This is a genomic window from Bradyrhizobium sp. Ken51, from assembly GCF_055807435.1.
In genome coordinates this window covers 127,799-143,486 of record NZ_JBVVPB010000015.1, presented here as the reverse complement: position 1 = coordinate 143,486, position 15,688 = coordinate 127,799, and the positions used below count along the sequence as shown (strand labels likewise).

The window sequence follows — 15,688 nt, the reverse complement described above, 5'->3', positions numbered from 1 at the left end:
AGATGGAATTGAAAAACGCGGCGGAAACGCCGCGTTTTTTGTTTGAGCGGCGCTTTTCAAACGTGGGCAGCTGAGTATCTCGCGACGAATAGGTAGGTGCGCAAAGCCGCCCTTGCGCAGTGCCGACCATCCATGGGGCGCCGCCGTTGCCGGCACCCTTACCTTTGCTCGCTCTCCGATCCCCGCGACTCATAGCGATTGGAGTCTGCGATGATGTCGTGGCATGCTCTCCTCAATGAACGCGCGGCTCGACCGCGCAGACAAAGGGGAGGGCAAGCCGATGCGTTTTGCGAGGGCATTGGGCGCGCTTGGCGCCGTATCGTTCGTGACATTCTCGTTCCTGTCCGCCCCATCCGCCGCCGCCGAAATGCGCGGCGTCAGCGCGACCGAGATCAAAATCGGCCAGACCATGCCCTACAGCGGGCCGGTGTCGGCCTTCGGGGCGCTCGGCAAGGGCGAGGTCGGCTATTTCAAGATGCTGAACGAGAAGGGCGGCATCAACGGGCGCAAGGTCAATCTGATCTCGCTCGACGACAGCTATGCGCCGCCGAAATCGGTCGAGCAGACCCGCAGGCTGGTGGAGAGCGACGAGGTGGCACTGATCTTCTCCTCGATCGGTACCGCCCACAACACGGCGATCGCGAAATACCTCCAGTCCAAGAACGTGCCGCAGCTCTTCATCGGCTCCGGCGCCTCGAAATTCGCCGACCTCGCGCAATATCCGCAGGCGACGATGGGCGTGCAGGCGCCGTTCCGCTATGAAGCGCGGCTCTATGCGCGTTACGCGCTGGCGAAGAATCCGAACGCGAAGTTCGCCGTTATCTCGCAGAACGACGATTACGGCCGAGACTATCTCGCCGGGCTGAAGGACGTGCTCGGTGCAAACTACGATAGCGTCGTCACGGGCGCGACCTACGAGATCCAGGACCCGACCATCGATTCCCAGATCGTGAAGCTCAAGGCCTCGGGCGCCGACGTATTCGTGATCGCGGCGACGCCGAAATTCGCGGCGCAAGCGATCCGCAAATCCTTCGAGATCGGCTGGCGGCCCATGACGTTCCTGTCCAACGTTGCGGTGTGGGTTTCGACGGTGATGGAGCCTGCGGGACTGGAAGCCGGCACCGGCATCCTCTCCACTGCTTACGTGAAGGACCCCGACGATCCCGCCTGGAAGGACGATTCCGGCGTCAGGGGCTGGCGCGAGTTCATGACCAGATATTTGCCGGAGGCCGACCAGCACGACACCAATTACGTCAACGCCTACAACAGCGCCATGGCGCTGGAGGCGGTGCTGAAAGCCTGCGGCAATGATCTGTCGACCGAGAACATCCTCAGGCAGGCGTTTGCGATCCGCGATCTCGAATTGCCGATGCTGCTGCCCGGCATCAAGGTCAACACCGGCACCACCGACCATGTCCCGGTCGACCAGATGCAGTTCATGCGCTTCAATGGCAAGAGCTGGGAGCGCTTCGGCGAACTGCAGACGGGCAATTGATGATTGATGAGGGATCGGCTTTTTGGTCGATCCACTGCGAGTCCGGAACTCGATCATCTCTCCCGATTGGGGAAGGTTTGACTTCCTGGACGCCCAATTCAAAGCGCTGAGACGGGTACTGAAATCCCGATCAGCCCGCGAACACTTGCTATGTCCGCTACGCCCACGGAAGCGAAGAGCGGCAACTTGCCTTGGCGCGTCGACTACGGGGCCAACAGCAGAAATACCTGCTATCGTTCGACGTATGTTGCGAACACACAATTGGATAACGACAACCGGCGGTCCTCACCTGCTGATTGCTGACGAACAACTCCCGCATTGGCGGGGTATCGAAGGATGGCGCGGTCATGAAGATCCGGCCGACCAAAGCGACTATGCCCGTGCATGCAGAGTGAGAACTTGGCTGGGATCAATTGCCTGCTACCAAGGCAGCGCTGTTGTGCTATCTGGCGATGCCGGCGACATCGCGTGGTGCTCCAGTGGTCACCGTGACAGGGGCTTTCTCGTCAATGGCTTGGGGTTGATGACGAAAGACTCATCGAACCTGCGTTGCAAAGTCCACAACTGCGGAACCTTCTGAAAAGTTCAAATGCTGAACGCCTGGAATTCGGCACAGGTGCGTCCGGTGCAATGTGGTTGCTAGATGCATCGGATAGACGAGACGATTTGCGCAGTAAACATCAGGTTCTGGCGTTACGACCAGGAAGCTATCTCGCGAGAGCCGCTTGCTACCGATCTGCCGGGCTTGCGATCGTCGTTCGCGAAATTTGCTGGATCGGTCCACTTTCCGACGAAGTCGGCTAAGGAGCAGACGGCGAGGTGGCCCGAGCGCCTGTTCAGGTCTGCTTCACGCTTTGAAGCGGACGTCCCATTCACGGGAGCTACGTTTTCACTTCGGCGGCGTCACAGCCGCATCGTCCCGAACATGGATCACTGCGATGTCGTCCGTATAGATCCGCTTCCAACCCTTGAGCATGTCCAGGATCTGCGGTCCGGGCGCATCGGCGGTCAATAGCGTTGCGTCGATCTTGTATTCGTCGAGCAGGCGCGGAAGCAGCTCGGGCTTCCTGCCCTCGGTCGCCTTGAAGAAGTCCATGACGAATTTCTCGCCATAGAGCTCGGCGCGGCCGTCGACGTAAACAGGGACGTCGCGCGAGATCAGATAGCCGCCGAACTGGTAGGCGTTGAAGATGCGCTGGACCTTGCGTTGTTCGAGCAAGTCGACTGCCGCGACCGGGGTCTGCGTCATGGTGAAGGTGAAGTGGTGATGCCGCATGTAAAGCGAGGTCGAGGTCCAGCTCGCGGCCACGATCATCAGCGCGCCAAGCGCGGTGACATAGCGGGCCGGCCAGCGGTCGGCACCGGTTGCGTCCGGCTGCGGGCGCGAGGCCAGCTGGCCCAGCGGCTTCGCCAGCACCAGCGGCACCAGGAACGCGAACGCCTCGATGCTCCTGACGTGGGTCAGCGCACTCCAGGTCAGGAACAGGATCAGGAATATCCTGGGCGCCGAGAGCACGAGGCCGCGATAATAGCCGAATGCGATCAGACCGAGCAGGGCGCCCTCGAACGAGGAGAAGGTGGCAAAGTTCGCCGGCATCCATTCGTAGATCAGCGAGAGCAGCTCGCCCAGGCTCAGGATGTTGGTCGCGCCCAGCAGCGTTCTCCAGCCGTACGGCGTACAGCAACTCGCGACCAGTGCACCGATCCCGAACAGCACCCAGCGCAGGAACAGCTGCAGCCGCCGTCCTTTCTCGGCGTGCTCGATGGCCTCGAGTGAGATCGGACCGATCAGCGCCAGACCGAGCACGAAGCCGCCATGCAAGTTCGCCCACAGCGCCATCAGCGGCAGCCAGTACCAGGACGGTGCGCTCCTGCGGTCGGCAGCCGCCATCAATAGGCCGACCCACGCCACCATCACAGGCAGCGCCAGGATGTGGGGACGCGCCAGGACGTGATGCAGCGACAGCAGCAGGGCCAGCATCGCAAACAGCACTGCGCGGGGTGCCTCGATCTGTGCCTCGAGCAGATGGACGAAGATCGCGGCCGTGAGCGCGACTCCCATCGCGGTGATGATGACGGGACCTGCCCAGCCCCCTTGCGCATGAGCGAAAGCGAACAGCACTTGCGACAGCCACGACGTTGAAATCCACGGCGCGCCCGTCCGCGTGAAGGAAAAGATGTCCGTGTACGGCATGGCGCCGTGATCCAGGATCCATTGTCCGATCTTGATCTGCCAGAACGAGTCAGAGTCCTGAAGCAGCGTGTCGCCGACATACACGAAGAAGAGATAGGCACCCGCACCGACGCACAGCGGCACCAGGGTTCGCGCACGACCCTGCACCGTGATGCTGTTGGCAAAGGAAAGGGACATGCCGCCTCGTCGTCCTGTTGTTTCTGTCGGGGTGCCGAGCGGTCGACATTGGACCACGGCGGTCATAATTCCGGGTAAACCGGTCGTGCCGGGCGGCTTGAATGTCTCAACATTTAACGGATCGTTTTAGATTTCGGTTTACCATCGGCGAATACACGCAAACCGCTCTGTGTTTCCGCAGTCGAATTAACTGCGGCGCAATTCTTTGCCACTACGTTCGGTTCCATGGTCAAGCGGCGCTGGGAAGCCCAAAAAGACCAGATCAGTTGTAGCCTCGTGTACTCATTTGGAGCTCTTGATGAAGAACCTCGTTGCGCGTTTCGCGAAGGATGAATCCGGCGCCACCGCCATTGAATACGGTCTGATCGCCGCCGGCATCGCGCTGGCGATCATCACTGTCGTCAATAACCTGGGCACCACGTTGAACGCCAAGTTCACCTCGATCTCGACCAGCCTCAAGTAAGGCCGGACAGATCGCGAATTTAGAGAGCCCCGTCCTTGACGGGGCTCTCTGCTTTTGGCCGACGATTTCCGGATCTGGGAGGTCGTGAAGCTGTAGCAAGCTTGTGATGCGGCAAAGCGTCTGCCGCAGCTCCAAGAGCGCAGACGGAAGTGCTCGCACCGTTGAGAACATTGAAGGTTGAAAGTTGCTGGTGGGACAGCGCTACGCGCGGACCCTAGGCAACTTGCCGCCCGTCATTCCGCGAGGCCGGTCTGCCAGACCGCCGACGGTGCAGGCGCGGCAGACGTTTGCTGCGCGCGGCGCTGCCATTCGAGATAGAATTTCGCCGCCCAGATCGACGCTGCGGCGACTGCGATGCCGCCGGCGACGTCGATGACGTAATGCGCGCCGATCACCGGAGTCGCCGCGATCATCAGCAGATTGAGCGCGGCCGCGATGCCGCCGAGGCCGCGCACCGGCCACAACGCCCACATGTAGAGCACGGCGGACGCGGCGTGGAAGCTCGGAAACGAGACAATGCCGGCGAGGAAGAACAACCGGAGCTCGTGCAGGCTACCGTCGCGAAGCGCGAGAATGTCGCGCAACTGCCCGGCATAGATCGCGGTGTTGATTTCGGGAAAATGCGCGGCGGACAGCTGCAGCCCCCAATAGGTGCCGATCGCGGGCACGACGGCGGAGATCGCGATGGTGACTGCGAGCGCGAGGCTCATCGCAAGCATGAACAATTGCAGCCGCATATAGTGCGCCGTCAGTGCCAGCACGACGGGGATGCCCAGCAGCGGCAATTTGATCAGCCCGTATCCGCGAGCCAGACAGTCCGCGAGCCAGGGATGGTCGTTGACGTATCGCGCGATCGGTTCGGGATCGAGGCCGAGAGCACGGTCGATCGCAAGCAGCGCCTGGTCCTGCAGTGGCCAGTTCAGCTTGGCCGCCACATAGCTGAGCGGTCCGACGATGGCGCAGGTGAGAATGATCTGTCCGATCGTGCCGAGCGAAAACAGCAGCTTCGGGTCGGCAAGCTCGCCTTTGACGATGCGGTGGCCATAGGCCACCGCGAGCAGGAGTGCAGCGACTGCCAGCGTCACGCCGTAGGCGACCGGTTCGAGGCTCAGGCCGGTGAAGGAGAGACCGAGCGCCAGCAGGGTGCCCATGGCTGCGATGGGAAGCCAGTTCAGGTGGAAGAGCTGCCAGGCGGTCCGGGCGTCCGTGTCGACCATGCTGCACCGAGGTGGGATCGCAATACCGCAGCACAGTCGCGGAGCAGGTTTAAGATGGCGGTAACGATCGTGGTTACCCCTTCACCAAAGCAGTTCGCGAGGTTTTCAGCTGTTTGAGCTCGCACTTATTTTTGGCGTGACGCTTCATGCATTTGCACCTTGTCATCCACTCTGAATAGTTGTTCAGTCCTTGCGGGGCGATTTGCGACATCAGTGACGAAGCGTTCGGCCGCAGGGCGTGCGGCTGGCGTGTGGGACAGGAAGCGCGCCATGGTTTATCGGCGGACGCATCAAGTGGTGAAGCGCCTTGCGGCTCGGCGCAGTGCGATACTGGCGGCGGCGCGGGAGGCAGCGGCGGAAGGCGGGATGGCGGCGGTGCAGATTGCGCCGGTCGCGGTTCGCGCCAGCGTCGCGGCGGGTACGGTCTACCGCTACTTCCCCTCCAAGGCCGATTTGATTTCCGAATTGATCGCCGAAGTCTCGCGCGACGAGCTCACGGCGATCCGGCGAGCCGCCGATGCCGCGCCGGGGCCGTCCTCGGCGCTGGCGGCAGCCGTGACCACCGTGGCGGTCCATACCCTGTCGCAGCGCAGGCTCGCCTGGGGCATCCTGGCCGAGCCGGTCGATGTCGATGTCAGCGCTTCACGCCTCGCCAGCCGGCGCGAGATCGCGGGCGAGATGGCCTCCCGGATCGACGCCGCCGTGCGCGCCGGCCACCTGCCGGCGCAGGACACTGCGCTCGCCGCCACCGCGCTGCTCGGCGCACTGCACGAGGCCCTGGTCGGACCGCTTGCGCCGGACAATCTCGACGACCCCGCCAGGATGCGCGATGCGGTGCAGACCGTGACGCTACTGGCGCTCCGCGCGGTCGGCGTCATGGACGCCCGCGCCAGGGGTCTCGTTGTGCAGCAGACGCTGCTGCCGACGGCGAAAGCGCTGGTTGGGGCCTAAAACGTCCGCCTGATCGACCGGCGGACCTGATCGCGCCCAGGCCATTGCCCGAGTTCGCCTTTGCGACAAACCCCAGTACATTCGCCGGACCCGCCGGCTACTGTGCATGGGGTTGTTTTCGACGTTTTTTGTTTGCCGCGTGCTGGCGGACCTAGATATTCGCTTCGCCCTCGGGGCCGACCGAGGCGATGCGCACCATGTTGGTGGTGCCGGGGATGCCGAGCGGCACGCCGGCGACGATGATCACGCGCTGGCCGGCCCGGACGAAGCCGTCGCGGAACGCGATCTGGCCGGCGCGGCTCACCATGTCGTCCTGGTCGCGCGCGTCTTCCGCCACCACGCAATGCACGCCCCAGACGACCGACAGCCGGCGTCCAGCCGCGACGTTCGGCGTGATCGCCACGATCGGCGGCTTCGGCCGCTCGCGCGCCACGCGCACGGCGGTCGATCCCGAGCTGGTCCAGCAGATCAGGGCCGGCAGGTCGAGCGTCTCGGCGATCTGCCGCGCGGCGTCCGCGATGGCGTCGCCTGCGGTAGCTTCCGGGGCGGGACGCTGTGCGGTGATGACGGAGCGATAGATCGGGTCGCGCTCGACCTCCTCGCCGATGCGGTTCATGGTCGAGACGGCCTCGACGGGGAATTTGCCGGCCGCCGATTCCGCCGACAGCATGATGGCGTCGGCGCCTTCGTAGACGGCGGTGGCGACGTCGGAGACTTCGGCGCGGGTCGGCACCGGCGACTGGATCATCGATTCCAGCATCTGGGTCGCGATCACCACCGGCTTGCCGGCGCGCCGCGCCATGCGCGTCATCTGCTTCTGCAGGCTCGGCACGCGTTCCAGCGGCAGCTCGACGCCGAGATCGCCGCGCGCCACCATCAGGGCGTCGGAGGCGTCGATGATGTCGGCCAGGCGATCGATCGCCTGCGGCTTCTCGATCTTGGCCATCACCGCGGCGCGGCCGCGGATCATCTTCTTGGCCTCGAGCACGTCGTCGGCGCGCTGCACGAAGGACAGCGCGATCCAGTCGACGCCGGTGACCAGCGCCGCCTCGAGGTCGGCGCGGTCCTTCGGCGTCATTGCCGAGACCGGCAGGTCGGTGTCCGGCAGGCTGACGCCCTTGCGATCGGACATCCGGCCGCCGACCACGACGCGCGTCACCGCGTGCTCCTTCGAGGTCTCCTCGGCGATCAGCCGCACCTTGCCGTCGTCGAGCAGCAGCGAATGGCCCGGCCGCAGCGCGGCCAGGATCTCCGGATGCGGGAGCTGGACGCGGGTGGTGTCACCCGGCGCCTTGTCGGAATCCAGCGTGAAGGTCTGGCCGTTCTGGAGCTGGACCGCGCCTTCGGCGAACGCGCCGAGTCTGAGCTTTGGTCCCTGGAGATCGACCAGAATGCCGATCGGCCTTCCATAGCTGCTCTCGACGTTGCGGATCGTCGCCACAAGCTCCCGCATCTTGTCATGCGGGGTGTGGCTCATGTTGATGCGGAACAGGTCGGCGCCGGCCTCGAACAGGCGGCGGATCATCGCGAGGTCCGAAGAGGCGGGTCCAAGGGTCGCGAGAATCTTGATACGGCGAAGACGCCTCATGGCTTACTTCCAGACGGGGGCGAGGGAGCTGGCGGGAGGCCAGGCGCGGCGGGGGGCGTACCACCGGGCGGGCCATTGGGCAAACCGGGAACCCCCGGACCAACCGGGCCGGGTAGACCGGGCACGCGCTGCTGTTTTGACGGCTGCTCGTTGGCATCGGTGAGCTGCACCGTCCAGGCCCGCTGCTCGCCGGTGTCGACCTCGAAATAGCCGGTCCGGTCATAGCCGCGCGCAAGGCAGTCCTCGGTGCCGCGGATGGTGAACTCCTTGTCGCGCGAGCACATGAAGGCCTGCCCCGACCATTCGCCGCCGCGGTCATAGTCGATGGCGTAGATGTAATAGAAGCGGGCCACCAACGTTCCCCGCAGCAGCGTCTCGCAGGAACGGGACGAGATGTTCCACCAGCCCTCGGTGGTCCAGCCCTCGGCATCCTTGTAGCCGAGCGCGATGCCGACCCGGCTCGATGTGTTGTTGCAAAGCCGGAAATCGGCGGAGGCCGGGCTGGCCCAGAGGCACAGCAGGCCAACCACCAGCACCGGGACCAACCGGGCGAGCAGGCGAAGGCGGGAGCGGGGAGATTCGGCGATCATTGTCGCGGAAGCTATATCAGATCATTGACGATTTGGCGTAGGGCCCGGGAACTGTCCCGAAGCCGGCTTCGCGCCCGTCTGCGCCGCGATATGGCAAAATCTGTGACAGGCCCCACCTGATCTCGTAAGGGTGACCCATCCAGGTCACAGCCAATTCGTAAGCCGAGGGATCCAGCCATGGCAATCGACGACAAAACCAGAACGGAACTCGAGGCTGCCGCTTTCCGGCGCCTGGTCGATCATTTGAAGACACGGACAGACGTCCAGAACATCGACCTGATGAATCTCGCGGGCTTCTGCCGCAACTGCCTGTCCAACTGGCTCAAGGACGCCGCCGACGCCCAAGGCGTCGCCTTGAGCAAGGACGAGAGCCGGGAAGCCGTCTATGGCATGCCCTACGACGCCTGGAAGTCGAAATACCAGGGCGCGGCCACGCCTGAGCAACTCGATGCTATGAAGAAGGTTCATCCCGGGCACTGAACGGCCTCGCCGGCAGCCCGATAATGCGGTGCCCTTGAGTCGCATCACACAACAGCTTTCTTCGACGCGCCGCAGGAAGGTGTGGGCGCGCTGTGGACGAGCGCGATGCTGCCTTGAACGCGAGAGGTCCGAACCCTAAGGGTCTAACCAGCACGCGCGGTGAGGATGCCGGCGTCACCTCGTTTTGCCAGTTCCATTGGGAGTACCAAGATGGCCACCTCCGCCGCCGTCCGCGACGACGAGCCCGCGACGAAATTTGCCAAGGACCAGCTCAAGTCCATCATCGAGCGCATCGAGCGGCTGGAAGAAGAGAAGAAGGCGATCTCCGACGACATCCGCGACGTCTTCGCCGAGGCCAAGGGCAACGGCTACGACGTCAAGGCGCTGCGCACCATCGTGCGCATGCGCAAGCAGGACCCGAACGAGCGCGCCGAGGCCGAGACGATTCTCGAGACCTACATGCAAGCTCTGGGGATGATCTGAACTATCGCGGTCGTCCTGGCGAAAGCCAGGACGGCTGCGGAGGTTCTTGAAGGCCCGCGCCTCAGCGCAGCGAAGCTGTCCGCATGACGAACGATGTCGTCTCGAGCTTGGCGGTCGCGGTGCCCGAGAAAGTGTCGCAGGACAGGCCCTGCATCGGGTCGTCGGCAAAACCCATCGCGATCACGGACTGCGGCTTGACGAAGTAGGCGCGCATTGCGGCCGTGTCGAGTTCGCCCATCAGCGTCACCGACATCGCGCGGCTGGCGCTCGGCGATAGCATCACGATCTTGAGCCAGATGCTTTCGCCCTTGGCTGCGGAGAGCCGGGTCGCGGTTGCGACCATGCCGTCGACGCGCTTGCCGACAACCGTGTTGATCTCGGTCGCGGGCGCAACGTTGCGCGACGCGGAGGCGGGACGGGCGGAGCGCGGGATCGGCGCGGAGGCGGCGACGACGTTGGCGCGGTCGACCGGGGAGGCGGATGCCGGCGCGTAGGCCAGGGCCTGATAGGCGGCACTGGACACGCTCGCGGTCGGCTGCGGATCGGTGGCGGCCGAAAGCGCCTGGCGGGCCTTCAGCGCAGCCACTTGAGCAGGCGTCGCCTGCTGCGGCGTAGCCGGGGCGTCCCAGAAGCCACGGGCATTGATGATGTCGGCGGGGGTCTCGGGCTTGGCATCAGCAGATTTGCCGGCGGCCGGCTTGTCAGCCACGGGCGCGGGCTTCGACTTGGGCAACGCGACGATCTGCGCATCGGCCGAGGCGAGCTGAATGGTCGCCGCGACTGACGGCTTGGCGCGCGGCGTCGGCACCGGATCGGCCGGCTTGGTCGCGGCGGCGACCACGGTCGGCGCGACAGTCTTCGCGGCCGGCGCGGGCGCGCCCTCGTCATCCTCGTCGTTGCTCGCGGCGGCCGGAGCCGGCTTGCCCTTGAACAGGTTGGCAAAGAAATTCGATTTGCTGCCGGAATCCTCGCCGCTGCCGCGCCGCTCGATCTCGGCCTTGGCCAGCTCATAGCCCTTCAGCGGCGTGCCGTCGGTCGGGACGTGGACGGTGCGTCCGTCCGGGAAGACCCGGGCGAGTTGGTCATGCGTCATGCGCGGCCAGTGCCGGATGCTGCCGGTGTCCAGATGCACGAACGGCGAGCCTGAGGTCGGGTAGAAGCCGACGCCGCCGCGCTGGAGGCGCAGGCCGGCGAAGCGGATCTGCTCCAGCGGCACGTTCGGGATGTAGAAGTCCATCGCATGCCCCAGCATGTGCTGGCTGAAGCGCGCCACGCCGGAGGAGCGGCGGCGGAGCATGGAGTTGGTGGCGGGCGAGCGGTAGGCGGAGATGATCTGGATCGGCTGCTTGCCGTCGACGTCGCGATAGACTTCCCAGAGGATGTCGAAGAGGTGACGGTCCATGACCGTCTCGTCCTGGCTGCGCCAGTCGCGCAGGAAGTGGTTGAGCTGCTTCAGCGCCGCTTCGTCGTAGCGCCCGTCGCGCTTGAAGGTGACGGTGAGGTCTTCGCCGGAATGGGTGTGGTGGAAGGAGAGCGTCTTGGTCTCGTTCAGCGCGGCAGCGTCATGAACTGAACCCGCGGCAGCAAACAGCAATACGGCAGCGAGGCCGATCCTGGATCCGGCCTTCACTCCCGCATGGGACAACGACAGCACAGCGAATTGGCGTGCGATACCAGTCAGCACGTTAGAGCCCACCCAGTCGACGAGCGTTCAAAATGGACTCTCCCGCAAACCCCTAAGCGCGCGAAAGAGGATGAACGCTTTGTTAAAGCGAGAAGGTTAATTCGAGGTTGACCTTCCCGCCCCCAAACCAAGTCAGATTGCGAACCTAACCGGGTGAGTGTGGCGAAAAAACGCCCGCTGCCCGAGGTTAGGTGGAGAATGGTTAACGTTAAGCGACCCCATCCAGAGGATGAGGTCGCTGACTTTATTGGAGAATTTCAGGAAATCAGGGGTCGGGGGGGGCCTGCCTCAGCGGGTGAACACCCGCTGCTGCTGGGGACGGCGGCCGACCGGAGCCGGCGGCGGGGTCGGGGCTCCGAACAGCCGCTCGAAGAAATTCGGGCCGGACGAGCCGCCATTGTTGGCTGCCAGCACGCCGTTCGGCAGCGTCGTTGCCGGGCGTGAATAGCTCGGCTGGGAGTGCGCCACGACGTTCTCGAGATCCTTGCCGCGGCCGTTCTTCAGGATGTTGATCATGGTCGCGTCGCGGCCATAGACGTCCTTGCGGAATTGCAGCTTGCCGCCATCATCCACGAATGCGGTCTGATAGGTGATGTTGACCGGGATCGGGGTCGGGAATTTCAGGTCGATCTCGCTCTTGCCGTACATGCTGCGCACGCGCTCCGGCGTGTACTTCTCGTTCGGCAGCGCGATGTTGAGCAGGACCGAGGCGTACTGATCCGGGTTCTGTACGCGCATGCAGCCGTGGCTAAAGGCGCGTTCGTCCCGGGCGAACAGGTTCTTGTCCGGCGTGTCGTGCTGATAGACCAGGAACTTGTTCGGGAAATTGAAGCGGATGCGGCCGAGCGCATTGGCTTCACCGGGCGGCTGCGAGATGTGCACCGAGCCGTCGCGGTTCTGTTCGAGCTTGAGCCCCATCCGCTGGAGCACGGTCGGGTCCTGCTGAAGCGCCGGCAGATATTCGTTGTAGACGATCGACGGCGGCACGTTCCAGGTCGGATTGACCGTGATGTACTTCATCGTCTCGGTGAGCAGCGGGGTCGCATGCGTGCCGGGCTTGCCGGTGACGACGCGGGTGGTCCAGACCTGCTGGCCGCGCTGCATCACCTTCAGCGTGTAGTCGGGAATGTTGAGGATGACGTAGGCATCGCCGAGCGAGGGAACGCCCAGGTCGCGCGGCAGCCAGCGCCAGCGCTCCATGTTCACCAGCACCACGTCGATCTGCTTGTCGCGCTTCGGGGTGTTGATCGCCTTGACCGTCTTGTCGTCGAGGATGCCGGTCGGCTTGAGCTCGGCGCTGTTCTGGAACTTGCGCACGGCTTCGGCGACCGCCGCGTCATAGCGGGTGTCGCTGGCGTTCTCGGCGATGCCGAGCTTCGCGCGCAGCTGCGGCACGCGCGGATCTTCAACGACGATTTCAGCCTGCTTCTTGCCGGCCGGGGTGTATTTCAGCGTCGGACCATCGGCGATCTCGATCATCGGGCCGTTGCCCTGGCCGCGGAGCTCCGCGAGCTTCGCCTTCAGCTCCTTGTAGAGCTTGTGCGGCGGATTGTAGCTGTCGAGCGCCGCGGAGGCGTCCGCCGCGGTCGTGACCTTGGCGAGCACCTCGTTCGGATCGACCGGATGCTCGGGATAGAGGATGTCGCCGCTGACCTGCGACCAGTGCATGCGGCCGCTCTGGGCCTGGCGCGCATAGTCGAACATGCTGGCGGTGAGCTTGAGCTCGGCATCGGCGAGCGCATCGGGCGTCGTGGCGGCGGCGAAGTCCGGCAGCGGGTAATCGGCGGGATTGAGACCGTCGGAGGCCGCATCCTTGAGCCGGGCGATCACGCCCTTGGCTGCAGCGGTCAGGCTGCCGCCTTGGGTCCAAACTGGTGCGAAATCGCGTGCGCCGTAAAACTTCTCGATCGCCGCGCGCTCGTTCTTGCGGTCGAAATAGCGCGCAGTCTTGGCGCCGACGATGTCCTTGAGCTTGTCGGCGACCGGCTGGTCGGCCGCGGGAACGTTGCTCGCGGCCTTCACCGGCTCCGAGGCCGGAGCAGCAGCGGTGGCGGGCGCGGCCGGCGTGTCGGCCTTGGCAGGTTCGGTCTTCGCCGTCTCGCTCTTCGGCGCCTCGGCGGCGGGCGTGGTGGCGACGTCGGAAGGCTTGGTGTCGACCTTGTTTGGCGCGGGAGCGGCTTCCGCATTCACGGGTTCCTTGACCGGCTCCTTTGCCGAGTCCTGAACCGTGGCGGTGGTGTCGAGCTTGATATCGGATGCGGTCGGGGGCGGGACGTTTGCGGGTTCGGGACGCGGGATCGCAGCTTCAATCGCAAGTTCGGCAGCGCTGCTGCGCGCCTGATCCTGCGCCAGGGCCGAGCTGGCCGATACCGTGAGGAAGGTCGCCGCGACCGTCATCAAGACGCGGTCAAAGCCTGCACGGTGGTTCAAACAGTCACGCATTGTGTCGCACCCCTCGGGTGAACTGTCCCCCATGGAACAGCTTCGTTATCGCCTATTGAGCTTCGGCTAAACCGCGCCGGCCTCTCGAAAGTTGCACGCCTGCACGCAACGATTCCCACGCAGACGATATACAGGCCCCGATTTCGCGGCCAGCGCTACCCGGGACAACTCACGACAAACTGACTTCAAGGAGGCCTCTTGGCAACGGATTGTGCGCTTCTGCCACGCGCTTTTCCCTGTGTCTGTCACTTACAAGTCACGGTTCAAATCGCAGTCGAATTCCGTCGTCATGCGAACGGCTTACAGTCGTATCGCACCGCCCGGACGAACCTCTGTTCGCGTCAGGCTCAGTGCGTCTCCTCACCGCTTTTGCCGCCATGGCCGGGAACCCCGGCTTCATCGAGTTTGCGGTAGAGGGTGGACCGGCCGATTTTGAGGCGGCGGGCGACCTCCGACATCTGCCCGCGATAATGCGAGATCGCGAAACGGATGATCTCGTTCTCGATCTCCTCCAGCGGCCGGACGTCGCCGGTCGCGGTCAGCATGGAGAGAGCACCAGCTTGGGGCAGCGGCGCAATCGGTATTTCATTACCTGACACAACGGAGGGGGCCGCGACTGGCTCCAGCATCAGCGGCGCGGTTGGAATGTCTGTTCCGGGATACGGCTGCGAGGCGATCAGGGGGAAGTCGTCGAGGCCAAGCTGGTCGCCGTCGCTCATCACCACGGCGCGGTAAACCGCGTTTTCGAGCTGGCGGATGTTGCCGGGCCAATCGAGCTGGGCAAGGTGCGCCACGGCCTCGCCGCTGATGCCGGTGATGGAGCGGTTCTCCTCGGCGGCAAAGCGGGCCAGGAAATGCCTGAGCAGATGCGGAATGTCCTCGCGCCGGGCGCGCAGCGATGGGATCGTCAGCGGCAGCACGTGCAGCCGATAGAACAAGTCTTCCCGGAAGTGGCCCTGCTTGACCCGCTCAAGCAGCTTGCGGTTGGTCGCCGAGATGATGCGGACGTCGACCTTGACGGGTTTGCGGCCGCCGACCGCCTCGACCGCGCCTTCCTGAAGCGCGCGAAGCAGCTTGACCTGCGCGCTCAGCGGCAGCTCGCTGACCTCGTCCAGGAACAGCGTGCCGCCATGGGCTTCGACGAACTTGCCGGTGTGGCGTTCGGTGGCGCCGGTGAAGGCACCCTTCTCGTGACCGAACAGGATGGACTCGACGAGGTTGTCGGGGATAGCGCCGCAATTGACCGCGACGAACGGCTTTGCCTTGCGCTCGCCGCTGCCATGAATGGCACGCGCGAACATCTCCTTGCCGACGCCGGACTCGCCCTCGATCAGCACGGGGATCGAGGAGTTTGTTGCTTTCTGCGCCGCGCGCATCACGCCCGCCATCGCCTCGGCGCGGGTGATGATATCGGAGAAGGTCAGCCGACCTTCGCGGCTGTGACGGATGCGCTGCAATTCGCCCTTGAGCGCGGACGAATTGAGCGCGTTGCGAAGAGAGACCTGGAGCCGCTCGAGGCCGACCGGCTTGACCACGAAATCGGCCGCGCCCGCGCGCATCGCCGAGATAACATTGTCGATGCCGCCATGGGCCGTCTGCACGATGACCGGGATGCTGAGGCCCGCTTCGCGGATTTTCGCCAGCACGCCCATGCCGTCGAGGCCGGGCATCACGAGATCGAGGACGACGCCGTCGATGGCCGCGTCAGGGGCGGTGAGGGCGGCGATCGCCGCGTCGCCGGAGTCCACCACGATCGTCTCATAGCCGCATTTCTGCACCATGTTTTCGACCAGCCGGCGGGCTACAGCGTCGTCGTCGGCGATCAAAATACTGGCAGCCATGGTGTTCCCCGCACGCTACTACTATCTGTCTCGAATCGGGGCACTCTGGCCGAAGCCGATTAACGCACTGTTAAATCCTGATG

At 64.3% G+C, this 15,688-nt stretch carries 12 protein-coding genes; 5 read left to right on the top strand and 7 right to left on the bottom strand.

Annotated elements, in window-relative coordinates; all coding sequences use genetic code 11:
- Positions 1–280 precede the first annotated feature (280 nt).
- The gene (locus AC0L27_RS24545; protein ID WP_354204700.1) at positions 281–1,495 is read left to right on the top strand and encodes an ABC transporter substrate-binding protein; all 1,215 of its coding nucleotides are present in this window, start codon (positions 281–283) and stop codon (positions 1,493–1,495) included.
- Positions 1,496–2,384: 889 nt separating this feature from the next.
- Here the strand turns inward: AC0L27_RS24545 and AC0L27_RS24540 are convergent.
- Positions 2,385–3,866, bottom strand: coding sequence for a hypothetical protein (locus AC0L27_RS24540; RefSeq protein WP_354256903.1), 1,482 nt, complete (start codon positions 3,864–3,866; stop codon positions 2,385–2,387).
- A gap of 298 nt (positions 3,867–4,164) precedes the next feature.
- Between AC0L27_RS24540 and AC0L27_RS24535 the strand changes: the two genes are divergently transcribed.
- Entirely contained in the window at positions 4,165–4,329 is a 165-nt protein-coding gene (locus tag AC0L27_RS24535) for a Flp family type IVb pilin (RefSeq protein WP_106941974.1), read from the top strand.
- Positions 4,330–4,562: 233 nt separating this feature from the next.
- Here the strand turns inward: AC0L27_RS24535 and AC0L27_RS24530 are convergent, their stop codons facing one another.
- A complete protein-coding gene (locus AC0L27_RS24530; protein WP_354204707.1) occupies positions 4,563–5,546 on the bottom strand; it encodes a phosphatase PAP2 family protein in 984 nt (327 codons plus the stop codon).
- 270 nt (positions 5,547–5,816) lie between these two features.
- Here AC0L27_RS24530 and AC0L27_RS24525 point away from each other — a divergent pair, with 270 nt between their 5' ends.
- Positions 5,817–6,497, top strand: a complete 681-nt coding sequence (locus AC0L27_RS24525; RefSeq protein WP_063994778.1) for a TetR/AcrR family transcriptional regulator — start codon at positions 5,817–5,819, stop codon at positions 6,495–6,497.
- 151 nt (positions 6,498–6,648) lie between these two features.
- Here AC0L27_RS24525 and pyk read toward each other — a convergent pair whose 3' ends face one another.
- Together pyk and AC0L27_RS24515 are read right to left on the bottom strand one after the other, a co-directional pair.
- Positions 6,649–8,085: a pyruvate kinase gene (gene pyk / locus AC0L27_RS24520; protein WP_354065960.1), complete on the bottom strand. Its 1,437-nt coding sequence runs from the start codon at positions 8,083–8,085 to the stop codon at positions 6,649–6,651.
- Positions 8,082–8,675: a DUF1036 domain-containing protein gene (locus AC0L27_RS24515; protein WP_354204709.1), complete on the bottom strand. Its 594-nt coding sequence runs from the start codon at positions 8,673–8,675 to the stop codon at positions 8,082–8,084. The genes pyk and AC0L27_RS24515 overlap by 4 nt, the downstream gene beginning before the upstream one ends.
- Positions 8,676–8,852: 177 nt before the next feature.
- Between AC0L27_RS24515 and AC0L27_RS24510 the strand changes: the two genes are divergently transcribed.
- Both AC0L27_RS24510 and AC0L27_RS24505 read left to right on the top strand, forming a co-directional pair.
- A complete protein-coding gene (locus tag AC0L27_RS24510; protein ID WP_354204711.1) occupies positions 8,853–9,155 on the top strand; it encodes a DUF1244 domain-containing protein in 303 nt (100 codons plus the stop codon).
- A 210-nt stretch (positions 9,156–9,365) separates the two neighbouring features.
- Entirely contained in the window at positions 9,366–9,638 is a 273-nt protein-coding gene (locus AC0L27_RS24505) for a DUF2312 domain-containing protein (RefSeq protein WP_007596286.1), read from the top strand.
- A 61-nt stretch (positions 9,639–9,699) separates the two neighbouring features.
- Here AC0L27_RS24505 and AC0L27_RS24500 read toward each other — a convergent pair whose 3' ends face one another.
- From AC0L27_RS24500 to AC0L27_RS24490, 3 genes are all read right to left on the bottom strand, one after another.
- A complete protein-coding gene (locus AC0L27_RS24500; protein ID WP_354204713.1) occupies positions 9,700–11,322 on the bottom strand; it encodes a peptidoglycan L,D-endopeptidase MepK in 1,623 nt (540 codons plus the stop codon).
- A gap of 288 nt (positions 11,323–11,610) precedes the next feature.
- On the bottom strand, positions 11,611–13,764 hold the full coding sequence (locus tag AC0L27_RS24495; protein WP_354204715.1) for a L,D-transpeptidase scaffold domain-containing protein: 2,154 nt from the start codon (positions 13,762–13,764) through the stop codon (positions 11,611–11,613).
- Positions 13,765–14,111: 347 nt separating this feature from the next.
- Positions 14,112–15,605, bottom strand: coding sequence for a sigma-54-dependent transcriptional regulator (locus tag AC0L27_RS24490; protein WP_354204717.1), 1,494 nt, complete (start codon positions 15,603–15,605; stop codon positions 14,112–14,114).
- Positions 15,606–15,688 lie beyond the last annotated feature (83 nt).

Bases quoted from the DNA above. Each gene is read 5' to 3' on its own strand.
- AC0L27_RS24495 (WP_354204715.1), bottom strand. From the start codon at position 13,764: ATGCGTGACTGTTTGAACCACCGTGCAGGCTTTGACCGCGTCTTGATG.
- AC0L27_RS24545 (WP_354204700.1), top strand. From the start codon at position 281: ATGCGTTTTGCGAGGGCATTGGGCGCGCTTGGCGCCGTATCGTTCGTG.
- AC0L27_RS24535 (WP_106941974.1), top strand. From the start codon at position 4,165: ATGAAGAACCTCGTTGCGCGTTTCGCGAAGGATGAATCCGGCGCCACC.
- AC0L27_RS24490 (WP_354204717.1), bottom strand. From the start codon at position 15,605: ATGGCTGCCAGTATTTTGATCGCCGACGACGACGCTGTAGCCCGCCGG.
- AC0L27_RS24530 (WP_354204707.1), bottom strand. From the start codon at position 5,546: ATGGTCGACACGGACGCCCGGACCGCCTGGCAGCTCTTCCACCTGAAC.
- AC0L27_RS24525 (WP_063994778.1), top strand. From the start codon at position 5,817: ATGGTTTATCGGCGGACGCATCAAGTGGTGAAGCGCCTTGCGGCTCGG.
- AC0L27_RS24510 (WP_354204711.1), top strand. From the start codon at position 8,853: ATGGCAATCGACGACAAAACCAGAACGGAACTCGAGGCTGCCGCTTTC.
- pyk (WP_354065960.1), bottom strand. From the start codon at position 8,085: ATGAGGCGTCTTCGCCGTATCAAGATTCTCGCGACCCTTGGACCCGCC.
- AC0L27_RS24540 (WP_354256903.1), bottom strand. From the start codon at position 3,866: ATGTCCCTTTCCTTTGCCAACAGCATCACGGTGCAGGGTCGTGCGCGA.
- AC0L27_RS24505 (WP_007596286.1), top strand. From the start codon at position 9,366: ATGGCCACCTCCGCCGCCGTCCGCGACGACGAGCCCGCGACGAAATTT.
- AC0L27_RS24515 (WP_354204709.1), bottom strand. From the start codon at position 8,675: ATGATCGCCGAATCTCCCCGCTCCCGCCTTCGCCTGCTCGCCCGGTTG.